Here is a 21,447-nt window from a genome sequence, read left to right on the forward strand (position 1 = left end):
CAGCCGCATAATAAATATAAAGAGATGGAAATGTCACAGAAGTATTATTTAAGAGAAAGTGTTTATGTTGAGCCATTAGTCAATAGTTGGTACGCATGGCCAAACCTTTTATCTCCGTTTCAGTATGCTCTATATATGAACAAAACTCACCTAAGGTTGATGAAGTCATTTGCCAATAACCATGAGTTACATATTATGGCAAACGAAAATAAGACCATCGCGGGTGGGGGGGAATTTGTCGATTGTAAAGCAGAGCAGCTAGAAGATATAAAATCCCTGATCAATAAATTTGAAACAGAAGATGCGCTCTTTGGTGAGCTGGCTGATGCGCTGAAATCCCTCAACGCCATGCTCAAGCAACACGTCAGTGGTGAATCTTTAGAGCCGCTCTACAAACAGGTACCTGACCTTCTTAAAGGGTATGTGGAGCTGGTCATGGACAGTAACCACAACCCGAGTTTCCGTGTTATAGAGGGCTTGGTTTATCAAAGTGAATATTACAGAAAAGATCTGCAATCGGTGTCTTTAGGTGTCTTAAATGAGGAGATGGAAAGGCCGTTTGTTCTGAGCACGCCAAGGCTACCAGATACGGACCATATCCATATCAGTGAACCCTTTGACAGTGAATTCTGGGATACCTTGTTTAAAACACGGACTCAGCCAATTTCTAAACAAGACATTGAAGCCTTGTTTGAAGGCAAGCACTGTACAGGTGGCTTAAATATTTTCGAATTATTCACTACCGAAGCGCCAGCAGACAGAGCACAAGAGATAGAGACAACATCTGTTAAATATATCGGTCATGCCGGTCTACTGTTACAGACAAAAAATGTGTCCATATTGGTTGATCCCGTTGTGGCCAATATCACATCAAAAAATCGCGAGCAAGCGATTGGCTTTGCGCAACTGCCGGAAAAAATAGATTACATTTGCCTGACGCACAATCATTCAGATCACGTCAACTTAGAGACCTTATTACAGCTTCGACACAAGACAAGTCGTATCCTAGTTCCTAAAAACAATGGCGGTTCATTGTTAGACCCATCGCTCAAAATGATCCTCAGACAATTAAAGTTTGATGTAATTGAAATTGATGATTTAGAGGTGATTGATGTTCCTGACGGCAGCATTACTGGCATTCCGTTTTTGGGTGAGCATGGTGATTTGAATATAAGAAGTAAGACGGGCTGGCTATTCCAGCTTAACGGTAAAAAAATATATGCCGGTGCTGACTCTTCTAACCTAGAACCCATCATGTATGAAAAGCTAAGCGCTTATTTTGGGGAATTAGACTTAATGGCAATTGGCATGGAATGTGTCGGTGCGCCGTTTACATGGCTATATGGGGCTCTATTCACAGAAGCTGTGCCAAGAAATATAAAAGAGTCACGCCGACTCAATGGCAGTAGTTTTGAAACGGCATCTCAAATCACCAATGCATTGAAACCTAAAAATGTGTGGATTTACGCTTTAGGTTTGGAGCCTTGGTACAACTACTTTATGGGCCTTGATTATAGCGATGATTCTGAGCAGATAGTGCAATCAATGCAAATGGTGGAATTTTGTCAGGCACAAGGTATTCCTGTTGAGCGTTTATGCGGCAAAAGTGAAATTAAGTTTTAGGAGATAAACATGGGATTGATGTCAATGAATGACTTAGTTGAAGTTGAAGGTCAACCACTTGTACTCAACGTGGACTTGCAAGGCGAAAAAACCTTGGATTGGGCACAGAGAAATCGCGACGAACTAGAATCGTTGGTGGCAACCAATGGCGCAGTGTTAATCAAAGGCTTGAAGGTGGTCAGTACTGGGCAATTTTCAAAATTGTTGCAAACCATTTTTCAAGGGCCGCTGCTAGAGTATCAATATCGCTCAACTCCAAGGACAGGGTTGAAGGGCAATATCTATACGGCCACTGAATATCACGCCAGTGAAACTATTTTACAGCACAATGAAAATGCTTATTCAAATGAGTGGCCATTGCGACTCGGTTTTTTGTGCATGCAAGCATCGCCAGTAGGTGGGGAAACGCCGATTGCAGATAGCTGCAAGTTATATGATCTAATTCCACAAGAGATAAGAGACAAGTTTGAGTCCAAGCAGCTTAAATATGTCAGGAACTACTCAGATGTCGATTTGCCTTGGCAAGAAGTGTTTCAAACATCCGACAAGGGAGAAGTGGAAGCATTTTGTCGTCAAAAGAACATCGATTTTGAGTGGTTACCCGGTGATAGATTGCGAACTTGGCAGATAAATCCTGCATCAATTGTCCACCCGGTTTCAGGCAAAAAAGTGTGGTTTAACCAGGCCCATTTATTTCATGTTTCTAGCCTTGGTAAAGATATGAAGGAAAGCCTGATCAATAGCTTGGGTAAAGAATTTTTACCGAGAAATGTGTACTTTGGCGATGGCAGTGAAATTGATGAGTCTGAGTTACAGCTGATCCGCGACTTGAACCAAGATTTGCGAATTAAGTTTAAGTGGGAAAAGCATAACTTGATGTTAATTGATAATACGCGGTTTAGTCATGGCAGAGAGCCGTATGAGGGAAATAGGAAAATCCTCGTAGGCATGTCAGCACCTTCGGGTTTTCAATCTGTTTAATAGGTCAGAATATGGGAATTAAACCTCTGAAAATTAGATCCAAAAAATTAAAAGCGTGTACCGTAGCTGCGGGATTATCTGTTGTGGCACCTGTGTATAGCGCAAGTTTTTCTGAGATCCATCACTGTTATGTCAATAAACATAGTGCAGGCTCTAGTATTCAAATTACCAAGGGCAATCAAGTGTTGTATAGAGGGGCGGTTGGACTCGCAAATGTCTCTACCAAAGAGCCTCTTGGTCAAAAAAGCGTGTTTGATATTGGTTCGATAACAAAGACTTATACCGCTGTGGCTGTTTTGCTTCTCAGCGAAGAAAAAAAGATCAACCTAGATACGCCACTTGGCACCTATGTCAAGTCAATTCCAAAAGAGTATCAACATGCAACGGTTGCCCAAATATTGTCACACATAGCGGGTTTTCCTGATTACTTAAGTGACTCTAGAGTATGGGGGTTGTGGCACCGAGATAGGGGGCTTGACCGTGTTATTAAAAGTATCACAAGACGTAAACCCTACCAAGAGCCTTTGAATAGCTACGAGTATTCAAATACCGGCTACATACTGTTGGGTAAGCTTATAGAGGAAGTATCCGGTCAAACTTATCGTGAATTTTTAGAGCAGCGAATATTTAAGCCCTTAAAGCTAAACAACACTTATGTTTTTGAACAGCCATCTAAACATAAAACGGTTGGCTATTTTTCAGCGCCTAACGCCCCTAAGAAGTTATATTACCCAGAAAAAGTAAGTAGGACCTGGATGCATGCTGCAGGTGCAATTTCAGCCACAGTTTCAGATCTGAGTCAGTTTTATATGAGCCTGCACAAAGGCGAAATTCTATCCGAATCTTCTTACTTGAGGATGATGAGAAGAGCAAAATTAAGCGATGGCACAGAAATCGACTATGGCTTGGGTATCAATATTAATGATGTACTTGGAGTGCCAACTCTTTTTCACGAAGGCCGTGTGCCAGGCTATGCGTCATGGAGTGCGTATTTCAAAGAGTTAGATATTCATGCTGTCGGCCTTTCTAACGATGAGGGAATTCACCCAGGCCCGGCAACTTTGCATATGGTGGCTGAGTACACCAAGCTACTGCCTGCCAGAGTCAGCCTCGCAGATAAGCCAGCAGAAATTGCGCTGTTGGGTCACTATCAAAAAACCGATGGGGAGCGGTTTGAGATTAAACGCAGTGGCGCTGATTTAATTTTGGTTGAAAAGGGCGGTGAAGAAGTCATCGAGTTAAGAGAAAACAACTCTTATAGCCACAAGTGCAGTGGGAACTTTTTTACCCTCGAAAACAATGGCGGTGAGGCTGTGCTGATGTTTACCGATCTGTATAGAGGTCAAAGTACCTACGCCAAGAGAGTTTCGCAACAAAGTGCTCAGGCAGGTTCTTAGCAGAAGCAGACTTTAAAAATACGTTGAAGTGGCTGTAGAGTTTCAATGTCACTATGTTTGCAATATGTTGATATTGAGAACTTTATAGCGCGCTTTATGAAAAGTCGTGGTCGAGCCGATAAAACCAAAAGGTTAAAAGTAGGTGCATACACCACGTTGGGCAAATAAATATTAACGATAAAAATTGAACTGAAAATTTAGCAATAAGTGAAAAAGTAGGGAGCTTTTTTATTTAGTGTCAAACATCTCTAAGGCGATTGACTAGGAAGGGGCCTTTTTGGTGACGACATAATTTAGTTTGAAAAGGCAGCGGCACAGCTTAGTTGTGCTTAGGCGACGTATTTTGCGCATTGTGTGCATTTTACCAAGTTTTATGCCGAAGTTGGGCTGAAATTAATTTGCTAACTTAACCAAAAATAACGAATAAAAAAGAGGTTATAGATGAATTTAGAAGTGCTAAACGTAAAGGATAGTGGGTTCAGCAAGCTGGGGCCGGTATTTAGTGAAAAAGAGATAAACCAAATATCTAAGGCGGTTTCTGAGTACTCTAAGAAGTTTAGTGAAGGGGTTGTTTTTGAAGAGGGTACGGACACCATCAGAGCGATACACGGTCCACACCTGTATGACTCTTTTTTCAGAGACATAGCCCAAGATAAAAGACTTGTCAGCTTTGCACAAAAGGTGTTGGGTGAACAGGTTTACGTTCATCAGTTTAAAATAAATCAAAAATTGGCTTTTGAAGGGGCCAACTGGCCATGGCACCAGGACTTTATCTTTTGGCAGAAGTTTGACCATATTGAACATCCAAATATGGTGAATATTGCCATTCCTCTTGATGAAGTGAATATGCTTAACGGACCGCTTTGCATTGTCCTTGGCAGCCATAAACTCGGTAATGTATCTGAATCTATTAGCGGTAATAGTAGTAATGTATGGCAGGAAAACGTGTCATCTAATCTCACGTTCCAAGTCAAAAAGTCTTTTATGCAAGACGTATTATCCGATGGTGAATATGAGTTTGTCACTTGCGCAGCTGGTGAAGGGTTTGCTTTTGATCCTCAGGTCATACACGCATCGTCAAATAATATGTCAGCTTCTGACAGAAGGATCATGATTATTACCTACAATGCGGTTTCCAATGTACCTAAAAAACTGTCTAGTAGGCCAGGCTTCTTAAGTGCACGTAGTTTTGAGCCAATAGACATTTAATACACATCAATATTATCAATCTGCATGACGCATATTTTGGTTGCTACTTTGAAAGTTAATGAAGTGAAGTAGCAGAGCGGCTTTGCACTGTGTTCAAAGTCGCTGAAAAAGTATGTTTAATTTCGATAAAGAAATGACCGTTCTAAGTAGATGGCATGTCACTCAAATATAAATGAGCGATATGCATTGATAGTGTTGGTGGGTGTAACTTTCCTACAGTGGCCTTATTGGTACTCGGCCACTTCTTACTTATTTTCTGTACATGCCATAGGGCAAGAAGCATCAATGGCAAGTACCAAGGATTGTTCAATCATAAAGTAGATACCCCAACAGAAAGTAATTGTTGCCGTGTTTTGGTCTAGAACAACAGCTTCAAAACAGTGCATTTAGGCTGTTTGCAAGTTTAGCGCTGTTGGGAAGCTAAGGTTATTGAGCTAGGTAACTTGGTGTTGGGAGGCTTGAGGGAAAGCGCGTTTAATTTGATCTCAGATTGAAATAAGCATCAAAAGTTTTGAGGTAAAAGTGAAGGAAGTATATTCAAAAATTACAAAGCTGGGCGTGAGTATTTATTTAGACGATGGGGTTTTGAAAGCCAAAGCGCCCAAGGGCAGAATAAGCCCTGAAATTGCTCAGCTAATTAAAGATAATAAAAATCAATTGATTGACTATCTAACGGACAAGACCTTAGACAAAAGAATAAAAAAAATAGCACGAGGCGATTTAGCACAGCAGCTGCATCCGACGTCTTTCGCTCAACAGGGTTTGTGGCTCATTGATAAACTTCACGAGGGGTCTTCACAATATAATATGTCGGTCTCATATGAGGTGACACCGAGTTTGGACATTGCTGTAATGCAGCAAGTATTCAAGACCATTGTCAACAGACATGAAGTACTCAGAACTGTTTACATTGAGCAGGATGGTGAAATTAAACAGTCAATTCGACCCAATTTTGCAGTCGACTTTGAATTAACTTGTGAAGATTTAACTCAGTATAGTGAGGAAAAGCAACGGCAGTTGGTCAGCCAGTTGGCCGCGCAAGCGCAACAAAAAGCGTTCAATTTGTCAGAGGATCTGATGTTACGTGTAAGCTACTTCAAAACGGATCTGGCTTACGCTGTATTGACGTTGAGTATGCATCATATTGCATCAGATGGTTGGTCCATAGATGTGTTGGCGAAAGAGTTTTTTACTCTGTACCAGGCATTGATTGAAGGCAATAAAGCGCCATTACCAGAGTTAGAAATTCAGTATGTAGACTATGCATACTGGCAGCGTGAGTCGCTATCCAACAAGCGCTTGGATAAACAAATAGACTATTGGACTCAGCAATTACATGATCTGCCTGTGGTGCACAATTTACCACTATGCCACCCTAGGCCTGCGGTAAAGCAATATGTAGGTGGTATAATTCGAGACACAGTGCCTGCACCGATAAGTAATAATTTACACGCTCTAGCAAAACAAAATGGCATGACACCATTTATGTTGTTACACAGTGCATTGTCACTGATGTTTGCTCGGCACAGTAATAGCGCTGATATTATCATAGGTACTCCAGTGGCAAATCGGGCTCAAAAAGAATTGGCCTCATTGATCGGATTCTTTGTGAATACCTTGGTGTTGCGAGTCGATACAAACCAAGATTCACTTGCCAGCTATTTTGAACATATCAAGCAAGTTCACCAACAGGCGCAGGCAAATCAAGATGTGTCGCTAGAGCAACTCGCCGAATCGCTAAATATTTCAAGAAGCACCAGCCACAGCCCACTATTTCAAATTGCGATGACAGTTAACAATGACAACTTTGGCAATGGCGCTGATGGGTTAAACGAATCGTTGGCTGGTGTGACTATTAGACGATGCCAATTCGACTCAGTGTTGGCTAAGTTTGATTTGAGTGTAGAGCTCAATATTAACGAGCAAGGTATGGAAGTAAGCTGGATTTATGACGCAAGCCTATTTTCAGAGCAGGCAGTCAAGAGATTCAACAAGCACTTTTGTCGTTTACTCACTGAACTGAGTAGCGTATCCAACTTGCGTATTTCTCCACATGATGTGCCCATGCTCGATGAGCAAGAAACTCACTACCTAGTAACCGAGCTCAATGCCACCGAGCTGGAGTATCCTCATGCGCCATTTATTCATGAGTTAATAGAACAGCAGGCACAAATTCGGCCAAATAGTGTTGCTTTGATATTTGCAACACAAAGTATGACGTACAAAGAACTTAACGAGCGCGCCAACCAACTCGCCCATTATTTGGTCCATAAGCATGACGTAAAACCAAACACACTGATTGGACTGTGCGCTGAGCGTTCATTGGAAATGATAATAGGAATATTGGGGATTTTGAAAGCTGGGGGGGCCTACATTCCACTAGACCCGAGTTATCCTCGAACGCGGCTCGAGTATATGTTTGAGGATGCTTCGCTGGCGACCATTGTTAGCCATCGAAAAGCGCACTACGCGCTAACAGGCTTTTCTGGAGATGTTATCGATTTGGATGATGTGCAGCTGTATAGTCACTATAGCTCTCAAAATATTGCCAAAGAAACGCTGGGTTTAAACAATCACCACCTTGCGTATGTGGTGTATACCTCGGGCTCCACAGGGAAGCCAAAGGGGGTGATGATTTCCCATGCGGGCCTGACAAATACCATGTTGTATAGTACGACATGCCCACCATTTAACGGCGAGCCGGACGATGTATTTTATCAGGCCACCTCCATTGCATTTGATGCGGCAATATGGCTCTACTGGTGTGCTTTGGCATCTGGTTCGAAATTGAGATTGGCCTCATCTTTGGACTTTCAAAAAGAATTGGAATCTTACGCTGATGTCACCCATTTATTTATGACACCCTCTATCCTCGAAGTTATAAAGCCAGATACTTATCGATCTCTTAAAGTAGTCGCGACGGGTGGGGAAAGCTGCTCTTTAGAGTTAGTCAAAAAATGGCGAGCGCTAGGTGTCCAATTTTACAATTACTACGGCCCTACTGAAATTACGATATACAGTTCACGAGGAAATGTTACCCATGGTGAACAAATCCATATTGGATGTGCCAATGCGAATGTGCAGTATTTTATTTTAGACCGACAGCAGCGGTTGCTGCCCTACGGTGCGATAGGCGAATTATACATTGGTGGCAAAGGGGTGGCGCGAGGCTATCTCAACCTGCCGACATTGACCCAACAACGTTTTATCCCAAATCCATTTTATGATCATAACAACTCTGCTAGCTCCGAGCGTTTGTATCGCACTGGGGACTTGGTGCGCTATCTGGATGATGGAAATCTGGTATTTGTTGGAAGAGAAGATCAGCAAATTAAAATACGCGGATTTCGATTAGAGTTGGGAGATGTTGAGGCACATTTGACTGATCACCCGGATATTGATTCAGCATTGGTCATAGCTTCAGAGTTGGCTGGGGAACTGCAGCTTATCGGGTATATCAAACCTGTGCATCAATTGAAAAAGAGTGAGCAATTTGACTGGGTTAAAAAAGTTAAGTTGGAGCTCTTGGCACAATTACCAGATCACATGATCCCAAGTGTATTACAGGTGGTTGATGTATGGCCATTGACCAATAATGGCAAGGTAGATCGCCGCGCCTTACCGCTACCTGACTTAGGTGCATCGGCTCGGGATTATGTTGCACCAACCACCGAGACAGAAAAAAAATTGGTGGCGATATTTGCTGAACTTCTGGGCATAGATGCAGGCAAGTTGAGTACCTCCGAGAGCTTTTTTCAGCTTGGTGGAAACTCCTTGATGAGTATTCGCTTAGTGTCACATATTCGCGCTCAGTTTGAGGTTGAGTTGCCGGTTCAGAGCGTATTTGAATCAAACTCCTTGGTCAGCTTGGCAGCGATGATTGAACGGCGCATAAATCGTCACATAAAAACACCGAGTGACTTATACACTGAGCAGACTCTATCTCGTCATATAGTGCCTGTTGAGCGAGCGTCAAGTTATCGCATTTTATCTTCTGCACAAAACAGATTGTGGTTTATCGATAAATTACAGGGTGGGGCATCTCAGTACAATATATCTGTGGCTTTGGAATATACATCAAAGCTAGATTTAAATTTACTGGAGCGGGTATTTGCGACCATTATAGAGCGTCATCATGTTCTGAGAACGGTTTACAAAGAGCAGGGAAAAGAGGTACATCAGCATGTCATACCTATGACAGAGGTGGACTTCAAGGTTGTGGTTCATGATTTATCACACCAGATGCACCATATTGAGAGAGATAATAATCGTCAAGACATCCAAGCGCTTATCGATGATGAGGTGGCTAAACCTTTTGACTTAAAGCAAGCGCCTATGCTCAGGGTCAGTTGCTTTGAGGTTGTTAAAGGCGACAGTCCCAAAGGTGTGTTGGTACTCAATATGCATCATATCGCCTCTGACGGTTGGTCTGCTCAGTTATTGATGAAAGAGTTTTTTAGTTTATATCACGCCTTCCTAAATGACGTGCCAAGCCCATTGCCAGAGCTTACCGTGCAGTATTGTGATTACGCCAATTGGCAGCACAATAATCTCAATACACCAGCTGTGAGCCAACAATTGGCGTATTGGAAAAGTAAGTTATCTGAGCTGCCTGCGACGCATAGCCTACCGCTGAGCGCAGCACGTCCGCAAGTTAAAGCGTATCGCGGAAAAAAGGTGACACACTGTTTGGACAGTGAGACGAGTAGCAGACTCATTGGTTTGGCTAAACACCATCAATTAACCCCGTTTATGTTGCTTCACGGTGCACTCGCGTTGGTGCTAGCTCGTCATAGCAATGACTCGGATGTGGTGATAGGTACGCCTGTGGCGAACAGACTCCAACCAGAGGTAGAGGCTCTAATTGGTTGTTTTGTAAATACCTTGGTGCTTCGTGTCGATACCAACAAAGGGTCATTAGGTGAGTATTTCAACTATGTAAAAGCGGTGCATATGGAAGCGCAATCTAATCAAGATGTCCCGTTTGAGCTGTTGGTTGATGAGCTTAAAGTGCCGCGAAGTACAGCTCACAGTCCTCTATTTCAAATCATGCTAACCATTAATAATGACTTTGGTATCCATAGTGCGTCACTGTTTGATTCGACAGCGGCTGTGGATATAGATGTTCAGCCTTTTCAAGTGACAAGTGTTCAAACGAAATTTGATTTAGATATTGATATTCAGATCAGCGACAGTGAGATCTCCATCGATTGGGTTTATGACGTGACTTTATTTCAAGACGCGTATATTCAACAACTGAGTGAGCACTTACACAATTTACTGGTTGGGTTAAGTCAGCACCAAGGACTGTCTGACACACCGCTTAGTCAATTGCAGATGTTATCAGAGCAAGAGCAGCAACATCTGGTCAATGAACTAAATGATACCGCTGTGGATTTCTCCCCTTCGCTGTGTATTCATGAACTGTTTGAGTTACAAGTCACGAAAACCCCAGATGCTATCGCTGTGTCGTATGAAGGCACTGAACTGACTTTTGCGCAGCTCAATGCAAGGGCAAACCGACTGGCACACTATTTAATAAATACCGTACAGCTCCCACCGTCTGCATTGGTTGGGGTATGCACTGAACGTTCAATTGGGTTGGTTGTGGGCATGCTGGCCATTTTCAAAGCGGGCGCTGCATATTTGCCGCTAGAACCGAGTTTGCCTAAAGACCGATTGAAGTACTTGATTGATGATTCTGGATCAATGCTGATATTGACGCACGCCCATATTCAATCTGTTCTACAAGGCTATGAGGGCCAGCTGGTGTTACTAGATGAGTTTGAGCAGGCTCACATGCAGTTACAAGACAGCGTGTTTGGTACATGCAAAATAGAGAATATTGCGACGAGTGAAGTACAGGTGGCGCCTTCCGATTTGGCTTATGCTTTTTATACTTCAGGCTCAACGGGCAAGCCAAAGGGAACGCTAAATAGCCACGGAGGTTTGGTGAATCGGCTTCATACTTTGCAGCATCAATTCAACATGCAACCGAATGATAAAATACTCCAGAAAACGCAAATGAGCTTTGATGTTTCTTTGGGAGAAATACTGTGGCCACTCACATCTGGTGGTACTTTGATATTGGCCAAGCCAGGTGCGCAGTCTGATCCAAACTATTTGACGGACACCATAGTAGCCCACGGCATTACGATTATTCATTTTGTACCTTCGATGTTGCAGCTGTTTATCAATCATGCAGACACTTCTAAATTGAAGTCTTTGAGGCTACTGATGACCAGCGGGGAAGCGCTGAATTATAAACTTCAAGCACAAGCGATTAACGCCTTTGAAAACGTTGAGTTGGTTAATCAGTACGGGCCAACAGAGGCGGCAATTGAAGTATCGTATTGGCATTTCAACACCTTGAGAAAAGACAAACGAGTGCCCATAGGTTACCCCTCAGCCAATACTAAGCTGTTGATCCTCGATAAAGAGGGTAATTTGGCGCCCAAAGGAGCACAAGGAGAGCTATATATTGCTGGTTGCCAAGTGGGTCTGGGGTATTTAAAGCAGGCGCAATTGACCGCCCAGAGATTTGTGACATTGAACATGTTAGGTGTTGAACACAAGGCTTATCGCACCGGTGATTTGGCGCGTTGGCTCAGCGACGGCAGCATAGAGTTTTTGGGTCGACTAGATAGCCAAGTAAAACTCAGAGGGATGCGGGTTGAACTCGGTGAAATTGAGGCCAAAATGAGAGACCTTGAATCAGTTCATGATGCCGTGGTGCTGGTCAAAGAACGTGCTGAAAATCAAGTGCTGTGTGCGTTTGTCCAAACTACCCATGGCAATGAAAATAGCCCTGAGTTTATCAACAGTTTGCGCCAAGCCTTACAGCTCGAACTACCAGCTTACATGGTACCGAGTGCCATTTCGGTCGTTGACACCTTCCCTCTGTCAGCCAATGGCAAAGTGGACCGTTTAGCATTGATGGCCAAGCCTGTTTCAAGTCGCAAGCGTGTCGCGGCAAAAGGCGGCGTCGAAACAGTGATCCTAGAGATTTGGAGCAAGGAACTGGGTATAAGCATCAATGAATTAAGCATTGATGATAACTTTTTCGAAGTGGGTGGAAACTCATTAAACACGATTTCCGTATGTAAAGAAATCAATCATCAACTCAATACATCATTACAAATTGCAGACTTATTCCAGTACCCGAGTGTCGGGCAGCTAAGTCAATTTGTGAGCAAGTCGAATGTCAATAAGGTTAAGCGCAAAAACTTAGACGGCGCGAAAAATCGAATTATGTTGGCAAGGAAAAAGTTTAATAAAAACAATTCAAAAATAAAAACTGGGACTGAGATATGAAAGAGTATAACGGATTAGAAATCGCCGTCATAGGAATGGCAGGCAGGTTCCCTGCTGCACAAAATATAGAACAATATTGGCAGTTGTTACACTCAGGTACAGAAGGTATTAAAGATCTAGAGGAAAGCGAGTTAGTTGAGCAGGGGTTAGAGAAAAGCACCATTTCACAACCTGACTACGTCAAGCGTTCGGGTTTTGTGGCGAGAAAAAAATGCTTTGACGCAGAGTTATTTGGCTATAGCGCCGCTGAAGCGCAATTCATGGACCCACAGTTTGGTGTATTTCACGAGGTGGTTTGGGAAGCCTTAGAGAATGCCGGATATACCAGTGAAAATTATGATGGACTCATAGGTTTATACGCGGGGGCGAGTAGCAATACACGTTGGCTGAGAAAAGTAGATGAAAGTTTAGCAAGTACATCAATGGCAGATGGTTACGCATTGGCGAGTGTGAATGAACCTGGATATTTGTGTTCTCGCGTATCACATAAGTTGAACTTGACTGGACCTGCAATTTCAAATAATACCACTTGCTCGACTTCCTTGGTGAACATTCACTTAGCTTGCCAAGCCTTAAATATAGGTGAGTGTGATATTGCTTTAGCTGGTGGTGTATACATTGGCGCACTTGCAGAGCAAGGTTATTTGTATCAAGAGGATATGATTCTATCTCCAGATGGCGTATGTCGCCCATTTGATGAGTTGGCGCAGGGCACCGTGCCCGGAGAAGGCTGCGGCGTTTTAGTTCTTAAACGATTGGAAGATGCCGTTGAAGACAATGATAATATTCTTGCAGTGATCAAAGGCTCGGCCATCAATAACGATGGCGAAAACAAAGTAGGATTTACAGCCCCCAGTGTGAGTGGTCAAGCTCAGGTAATCAGTGATGCATTGCAAAGGGCTGAAATTAGCCCTGATTCTATTCAGTATATAGAAACCCATGGTACGGCAACTAAAATAGGCGATCCAATAGAGATCTCCGCACTTAAACAAGTTTTTGATGAGGTTGAGGACAGCCGTATTGCCATCGGATCAGTCAAATCCAATATAGGTCATGCTGGCGAAGCGGCGGGCGTTGCTGGTGCAATTAAAACCATTTTATCTATGCAGCATAAAACGCTCCCAGCGAGTTTAAATTACACTGCGGCTAGCCCTTTGCTACATATTGAAAATAGTCCATTTTATGTCAATCAGCACAGTGCCAATTGGGATGGCGGGCTTGACGGAACATTGCGTGCGGGTGTGAGCTCGTTCGGATTGGGCGGCAGTAATGCTCACGTTATTTTTGAGGGTCATCAAGCGCTACCTTATTCCGGCCCATCAAGAGATGAGCATATTATTTCGCTATCGGCTAATACAGACGCAGCCCTAGTCGAAATGGAAAACAACTTGGCAGAGTATATCGCCAAAAATCCAGATGCGAGCATTGCCGATATTGCATATACCCTTCACCTTGGTAGGAAAAACTTGAAAATCAAATCAAATTTTGTGGCGAAAAGCCTCGATGATTTGAAGACTCAACTACAAGGTAAAACCAAACACACTCAGGTAGATCAGTCTAAGACAAAGACATTGTGCTTTTTGTTTCCAGGTCAAGGAGCTCAATACATTAATATGGGGCGGGATGTTTTCGACACAGAGCCTGTATTTAGAGCCTCAATGTTAAAAGGGTTTGAGCTGTATGAGCAAAGCACGGGCGTTGCCTTACAAGAGGTGTTCTACCCCGACAATGATTACGAAGCCCGCGAATTGATTGCGACTGAGTATGCGCAACCAGCACTGTTTATATTCGAATATGCGTTGTTTGAGCTATTCACTAGCTGGGGATGTGATGCAAAGGCATTTCTTGGTCATAGCTTAGGTGAATACGTTGCGGCGTGTGCTGCGGGTGTGATGCGTTATGAAGATGCACTGGCTATTGTTGCAAAACGAGGCCAGTTGGTTGCGTCTATGCAAGAGGGGGCCATGTTGGCAGTCGCTGCTAAGCTAGAAGATGTGGAGAGCTACCTCTGTGAAGGGCTTGTTATTGCTGCGCTCAATGCACCACAAAGAGTTGTGGTGTCAGGCGATACTGCGTTAATTCAACAGCTGCAACGCCAGCTTCAAGAACAGCAAATTAGTGCGACTCAATTGCATACTTCTCATGCCATGCACAGTGCACACCTAGAACCGATATTGAGCGATTTTAGAGCATGTATGTCAGGTGTTACACTGAATGCACCGCACACGCCTTTTTTGTCTAATTTGACAGGCGACTGGGCTGATAGCGAGCAAGTTCAAACGCCGCTCTATTGGGAGCAACATCTGCGCCACACCGTAAAGTTTTCAGATTGTGTACAGGTATTACTCAAGGATCCCGATGTCATTTGTGTCGAAGTTGGACCGGGCAATACATTGTCTCAGCTAGTGGCGCAAAATGGGGTTGAAAGTGGTGTAAAAGCGGTGTCTATCGCAACGACGCACAGTGCAAAACAGCATCTTCAACATACTGACAGCGCTTTGCTGACGTCACTAAGCCAATTGCAATTGGCGGGCTACGATATTGACTGGGCAAAGTTTTATGATGCAGAGCAGCGTTGCAGAGTCGCGCTACCAACATATCCTTTCGCCAATACTTGTTATTATGCGCCGGAGTTAATGCGCATAGGCAGCGCCAATACGGCGTCGCAATCTAGCCAAGCGCATAATGAGGGCGCTCATACAGATAAACATCTTGAAAAACCAGCTGGTCTGGTTTTAAGCGATGTTGGATTGAGCAGCACACAAAGTCAGCTATTGGCTATTTGGTCAAAATATCTTGCGAATGACACACTGACAATTGACGACAACTTACTAAACTTGGGCGTTGATTCTTTGATGTCGATTCGAGTTATCTCGGAGATCAGGGAGACCTTCGAGATTGAGTTGTCCATTGATACCATATTCACATTGGCGACGGTTGCTGAGCAAGCAGACGAAATTCAAAAAAAGCGAGATGCAAGCGCGCACGACCTCGTGCTACCTCCTATTTACGCTACGGGCAAAACCGAGCTAGCAACCCTGTCTACTTCGCAGCAAAGGTTGTGGATGATTTCTCAGTTGGAAGATGGGCTGTCCGCATACAATAACGCCTTTTGCGTATTTATTAAAAATGTATGTATTGCGTCGATGAAGAAGACGCTGTCTGAAATTGTCAATCGACACAGCATCTTGAGAACGCGCTACCGCAACGTAAATGGTCAGCCAGTACAGCAAATTACGGACAATTGCGATGTAGAGATAATTACTCGAGACGTCAGTGATGTATGTGAGTCAGAAAGAATGGATGCTGCAACAGCATTATTTGACGAGTTTTTGTTGGAGCCTACATTGCTAGAAGATGGCGTGATGGTAAGAGCATTATTGATCAAATTTGATGCGCATCGCGACATCCTGTGTATCAGTCAGCATCATATTTGCTCTGACAACTGGACGGTCAATATTCTTGTTGAAGAAATGAGTAAGATATACTTCGCTTATACTAAAGGTGAAGCCCATGATCTGCCACCACTTCCAATTCAATACATTGATTATGCCGACTGGCAATCCCGTTGGTTAGCGCAAAATGAGCTGGAAAATCAAATTGAATTTTGGAAAGAGTACTTATTGGGTGCCCCTGATGTAAACAATTTACCAACCGATTTTACCAGACCAAAGTATCAAAGCTATCGCGGCGCACAGTACATTAAGACCATTGGCAATAACGTGCTTGGCGGGCTCAACCGTTTGAGCCAAGAACAAGGGACAACCTTGTATATGACCATGCAGGCTGCTTTTTCTTCCTTTATTGGTCGTTATAGCAACGAAGATGACATTATTGTCGGTTTTCAAGTTGCAAATAGACTGCAAAAAGAAGTGGAGCCGTTGGTTGGGTTTTTTGTCAATACCTTAGTATTACGCAGTGACTTGACGGGTGATCCAACATTCTCTGAGTTTTTAGCTACAACAAAGCAAAACTTACTGAAATGCTATTCCAATGCACATTTGCCTTTTGAAAGCTTAGTTGATGAATTGAATCCAAGTCGCAGTTTGAGTTACGAGCCCATTGCACAGATACAATTGGTGTATATGGATCAAAGTCAGACTGTCGGTGGGGGAAGAGGCGACTTTGACGAAGAGCAAGCTCAGGTATTTGAGAGTGTGCCGTTTACGGCGCCATTTAGCAAATACGACTTAACACTGTATTTTAGAGTGTTAGATACGGGGATCGAGTGCGTTTGGGAATACGCAACAGACTTGTTTAGAGCCGATACAATCGAACGAATGGCGGACAACTTTGAATGTTTGCTATCAAGTATTATTGCGCAGCCAAGTCAGACGATCCGAGCGCTGCCGATGTTATCTGAGCAAGAAAAATCAGCCCAGTATGTAGACTGGCATACGGATAACGAGGGCAGCTTGTCTCACTCCGTATACAACCAACTAACAGCAAGTGAGCTGCAGGTTGAGGGGAGCGAAAAAAGTGTCAACTTTAGTTTGTTCTTTTTTGCGAACGATGCCGGTGACAGCCGTGTGGGTAAGTACAACCTGCTGATGCAAGGCGCTAAATTCGCAGATCAACATGGATTTGAAGCGGTGTGGACCCCCGAGCGACACTTTGGTGCATTTGGTGGTCTGTTCCCCAACCCTGCAATCACCGCGGCAGCCATTGCGGGTATGACTGAGCGGGTCAAAATTAGAGCTGGTAGCTGTGTATTACCCCTGCACAACCCTGTTCGAGTAGCTGAAGATTGGTCGGTCATTGACAATATTTCAGGGGGCCGAATTGGGCTTGGTTTTGCAGCTGGTTGGTCTCCAAAAGACTTCGTGTTGGCACCGCAAGGGTATGAAAGTCGCAGAGATGATTTGCAAGCGGGGATAAAAACAGTCAAATCTCTGTGGAAAGGTGAGACGATTGAAATGCCTTCGGGTAACGGCAAAACCGAAGAGGTGAGTATCAGGCCTCGCCCTATTCAAGCCGAGATACCGATTTGGACGACCACTGCGGGCCATGTCGACGCGTTTGTTAGAGCTGGTCAAGCGGGTCAAAATGTCTTAACTCATCTACTTGGCCAATCTCTTGATGATCTTGCTGGTAAAGTTGCAGCATATCGTGATGCATGGAAAAAGGCAGGTCATTTAGGGCACGGGACAGTTACACTCCTGGCGCATACCTTTATTGCTGACAATGAAGCGGTGATCTTTGACCACGTGAAGGAGCCATTTAAACGCTACTTGGTTACCTCGGCTGGATCACCACAGGAAATAGCGAAGTTGGTTGGTGAATCTGCAGATATGGTTTTATCAGGAGATTTAAATCAGTCTGATGAACTCAATGCGATTACCGAACGCGCGTTTAGGCGTTATTATCATTCAAATGCTTTATTGGGCACGGTGGATAGTTGTAAGCCAACTGTCGAAAAGATAGCGGCCAGTGGTGTGAATGAAATTGCTTGTCTTGTCGATTTTGGAGTTGATGAATCACTTGTTCTTGATAATCTGCCAAACCTACATCAGTTAAAAACACTGTTTACTGCGTCTGTGGAAAAGCAGCAAGCTGATCTGAAGCTTAGCAGTTGTGAGACGGCGAGTGTTTTGGAAAGTGAGTCTCAGCGGTGTTTGCACACACAATTTGAACAAATCGCAGCGCAATTTCCCAGTGCTATCGCTTTAAAGCTTGATGGCGAGACGCTCACTTATGCTGAGTTAAATGATAGAGCAAACCGTTTGGCTAATTACTTGATTGAGCGCCACCAGATTGTTTCTGAGCAAGTGGTTGCACTGTGCTTGGGCCGCTCGTTTGAAATGTATATTGCAATTTTAGCTGTACTCAAATCGGGCGGAGCCTACGTGGCCATCGATCCTAGCCTTCCGCAGCAGCGCACGGAAGCAATCCTAAGCGAAGCACAGGCTGAACTTATGTTGACTCGCGAAGCAGACATTTTTGCTTATCCGCTGCAAGGAATAAGTACGGTATTAACTGAAGATTGCAGCTTATTTTCGGACTACTCGCCAGCGAACCTTGATATAAAAGTCTCACCGTCTCAGCTTTCAAATATCATCTATACTTCAGGCAGTACAGGGACCCCCAAAGGGATTATGATTGAGCATCGTAATATGACACGTTTATTTGATGCTTGCCCTGCGGCCATGAAACGAACCGAACATGATATTGGCTGTGCATTCCACTCGTATGTATTTGATGTATCCGGTTGGGAGATGTGGGGAAGTCTACTGCATGGAGGGCAACTGGTGCTCATTCCCGAGACCTTAATTGAAGATATGGGCGATCTTTATCGTCTGTTAGTCGATGAAAAGGTCACCCATTTGTCTATGACACCTTCCGCATTTTATACACTGCAATCGCTATTTGACGTTAATAGTCACGCACTGTCACTGGTGAACGTGAACCTAGCGGGCGAAGCTTTGAACTTCAAAATGTTGAGACCATGGTACGAACTAGACGCGCAAAATAGACCCCGTTTCTTTAATGTTTGGGCGCCTGCTGAAGTGACGGTGTACGCTTCAGCTCGAGAGATATCTCAGCTAGATATTGAGCTGGGGATCAGTAATATCGGGACTGCATTTAATGATATGGCTTTGTGTATTTTAAATGAAAACCAGCAACCTCAGCCAATTGGCGTGCCCGGAGAGTTATATGCTGGTGGCGCCGGGATTTCGAGAGGATATCTAAATAATGCTGAGTTAACAGCTAAAAGCTTTATATCAAACCCATTAGTACAAGGTGAAAAGGATATCTGGTATCGCACCGGAGATATTTGTCGCTGGATGCCTGATGGATCACTGGAGTTTTTAGAGCGTAAAGATCGACAGGTTAAATTACGCGGTTTGCGAGTTGAGCTGTCCGAAATTGATGTCTGCTTAAATGCCTTTGAGGGGATTAAAGAGGCCGTTGTAGTGGCAGAAAAAGAAGGTGCAGAGCAATATTTAGTAGCTTATTTAGTACTTGAAAATTCTGTGAATAAAGAGCAGTTATTTACCCATGTAAAACAAGCAATAATTAATCAACTTCCTGCATATATGATCCCGAATGTATATACGGTAATAGATGATATACCTCGAACTGTAAGCGGTAAGATTGATAAGGGGGCTCTCCAATTAAAATTGAAAGAAACGCAACAAGAATATATTGCGCCGAGAACTGAGACCGAACGAATTGTCCATGATATTTGGGCTGAGGTATTAGGCTTAAAAACCATTAGTGTCACCTCTAACTTTTTTGCTTTAGGGGGGCAATCCTTACTCGCAATTAATGTTGTAAATAAGTTAATGGTTGAGTTCGGTTTTGAAATAAAGACGAAGTTGATATTTGAATATAGTAGTGTAGAATCAATTTCTGCCCTGATCGACAGTGTTAACATTGTTGAACAAAATGAAAATGGCGAGACTGATTTAGAGCACGAAAACTTAATTGAATTTGAGCTTTAGTCCATAAAGTAAAGTCACTTAACTTTACGCTAAGTTACTGCCGTTTTTTGAACATAAAACGGCAGTAACCATAAAAAATAATAAAAATAATAAATGTGCACAAAATTAATTTTTGTGTTTTGGGTGGTTGTTATATGGATGTGGTAGTTAAAAAGAAAACCGATTATAAGAAGGTTTTTGGCAAAGTGCTTGGTGTATGTATTTTGCTAGGTGGTGCAGTTGTTTTTTATAATGAATATAACTTAGGTGATTATTCGTCGGTCAAGCTTGAAAGGGTAACTACATCAAAAGTTATACAAGGTAGCTTTGAAAATGTGGCGCCAGTGAGTGGTGCTGCTGAATCATTAAATACAGTTTACTTGGATGCGATACAAGGTGGCATTGTCGATAAACTATATGTTGAAAAAGGCGACTTTGTTGAAGCTGGACAAAAAATCATTGAATTCAAGAATACTGCATTTCAACTTCAAGTTTACTCTCAAGAGGCAAGAGTCAGTGAGCAGTTAGATATTAATACAAATACTCGACTTTCAATTGACAGCAAACGCCTAAACCTTGAAACAGAACGTAACGAAATCGAATACGATATAAAACGGCTGACACGTAAGTTAAAAAATTATCAGCGTTTGATTAGTCAGAGGCACGTTAGTGCAGATGACGTTGAAGCGGTTAAAGAAGAGCTAGAGTTTAAAACTAACCAATTGGCGATTATCCGACAAGAGCAAGAAAGTGAAGATAGTGTCAGAGGTGAAAAGGTCCAGCAGCTTCAAGAAAGTGAGCAACGCCTTAAGGCGCATTTAAATATAATCCGAGCGAGTTTGGACGACCTAGTCGTGAAGGCACCCATATCTGGCCAGGTTACGTCTTTAGATATCAAACTAGGGGAATCAAAGTCACAAGGTGAGCACTTGGGCAAACTTGATCAAATCGACAGGTTTAAAATTGTCGCCGACGTTGGCTCGTTTTATATATCTAAAGTCAAAGAGAATGTAAAAGGCAGTATCCAATACCAAGGGAAACCATATCAGGTCGTTGTAGATAGAGTTTACCCAGAAATTATCAATGGCACATTTAAAGTTGATCTAACGTTTTCTGATCAGCAACCCACAGACATTACGAGCGGTCAAAACTTCATTGTAAAGCTCGAACTCTCAGAGCCTGTATCATCCTTGATGGTACACAACGGCGCATATTATCAGGATACGGGCGGTAAGTGGGTATTTGTACTGGATCCTGAAAATCACACTGCGATTAAAAGACATGTCAAATTAGGTCGTAAAAACGATCGGTATGTCGAAGTCATTTCTGGATTGGCAATTGGCGAAAAAATCATTTCTTCATCGTATGCAAACTTCCTTGACTCGGAAACTGTGATCCTCGAGTAATTCATAGTTGGATTACCGTTGATCATGGAGGGCTTGTTTGATAGCGAAACGCAAGCTCATGCGACATTTTATTGTTCAATTTGTGTCAAAAAC

The 21,447-nt window shown here is 43.2% G+C and carries 7 protein-coding genes; all 7 read left to right on the forward strand.

The window, feature by feature from the left end; all coding sequences use genetic code 11:
* The first annotated feature begins 30 nt into the window (after nt 1–30).
* The 7 genes from MHN81_RS11650 to MHN81_RS11680 all read left to right on the forward strand — a co-directional run bounded on the left by MHN81_RS11650 (nt 31) and on the right by MHN81_RS11680 (nt 21,354).
* Nucleotides 31–1,623 (forward strand): MBL fold metallo-hydrolase, encoded by a 1,593-nt coding sequence (locus MHN81_RS11650; RefSeq protein ID WP_023398720.1) that lies wholly within the window; start codon nt 31–33, stop codon nt 1,621–1,623.
* Between the two features lie 9 nt (nt 1,624–1,632).
* Entirely contained in the window at nt 1,633–2,604 is a 972-nt protein-coding gene (locus MHN81_RS11655) for a TauD/TfdA family dioxygenase (RefSeq protein WP_023398721.1), read from the forward strand.
* Nucleotides 2,605–2,615: 11 nt separating this feature from the next.
* The gene (locus MHN81_RS11660; RefSeq protein ID WP_239425786.1) at nt 2,616–4,001 is read left to right on the forward strand and encodes a serine hydrolase domain-containing protein; all 1,386 of its coding nucleotides are present in this window, start codon (nt 2,616–2,618) and stop codon (nt 3,999–4,001) included.
* A gap of 441 nt (nt 4,002–4,442) precedes the next feature.
* Complete coding sequence (locus tag MHN81_RS11665) at nt 4,443–5,210, forward strand: phytanoyl-CoA dioxygenase family protein (protein ID WP_023398724.1); 768 nt, start codon at nt 4,443–4,445, stop codon at nt 5,208–5,210.
* Nucleotides 5,211–5,732: 522 nt separating this feature from the next.
* On the forward strand, nt 5,733–12,524 hold the full coding sequence (locus MHN81_RS11670; protein ID WP_239425787.1) for a non-ribosomal peptide synthetase: 6,792 nt from the start codon (nt 5,733–5,735) through the stop codon (nt 12,522–12,524).
* Nucleotides 12,521–19,969, forward strand: coding sequence for a MupA/Atu3671 family FMN-dependent luciferase-like monooxygenase (locus MHN81_RS11675; protein ID WP_239425788.1), 7,449 nt, complete (start codon nt 12,521–12,523; stop codon nt 19,967–19,969). Before MHN81_RS11670 ends, MHN81_RS11675 begins: the two co-directional genes overlap by 4 nt.
* Nucleotides 19,970–20,103: 134 nt before the next feature.
* Nucleotides 20,104–21,354 (forward strand): HlyD family efflux transporter periplasmic adaptor subunit, encoded by a 1,251-nt coding sequence (locus MHN81_RS11680; RefSeq protein ID WP_239425789.1) that lies wholly within the window; start codon nt 20,104–20,106, stop codon nt 21,352–21,354.
* Nucleotides 21,355–21,447: the final 93 nt, after the last annotated feature.

It is taken from the genome of Pseudoalteromonas sp. Of7M-16 (genome assembly GCF_022347805.1).
Classification (GTDB): Bacteria; Pseudomonadota; Gammaproteobacteria; order Enterobacterales; family Alteromonadaceae; genus Pseudoalteromonas; species Pseudoalteromonas luteoviolacea_F.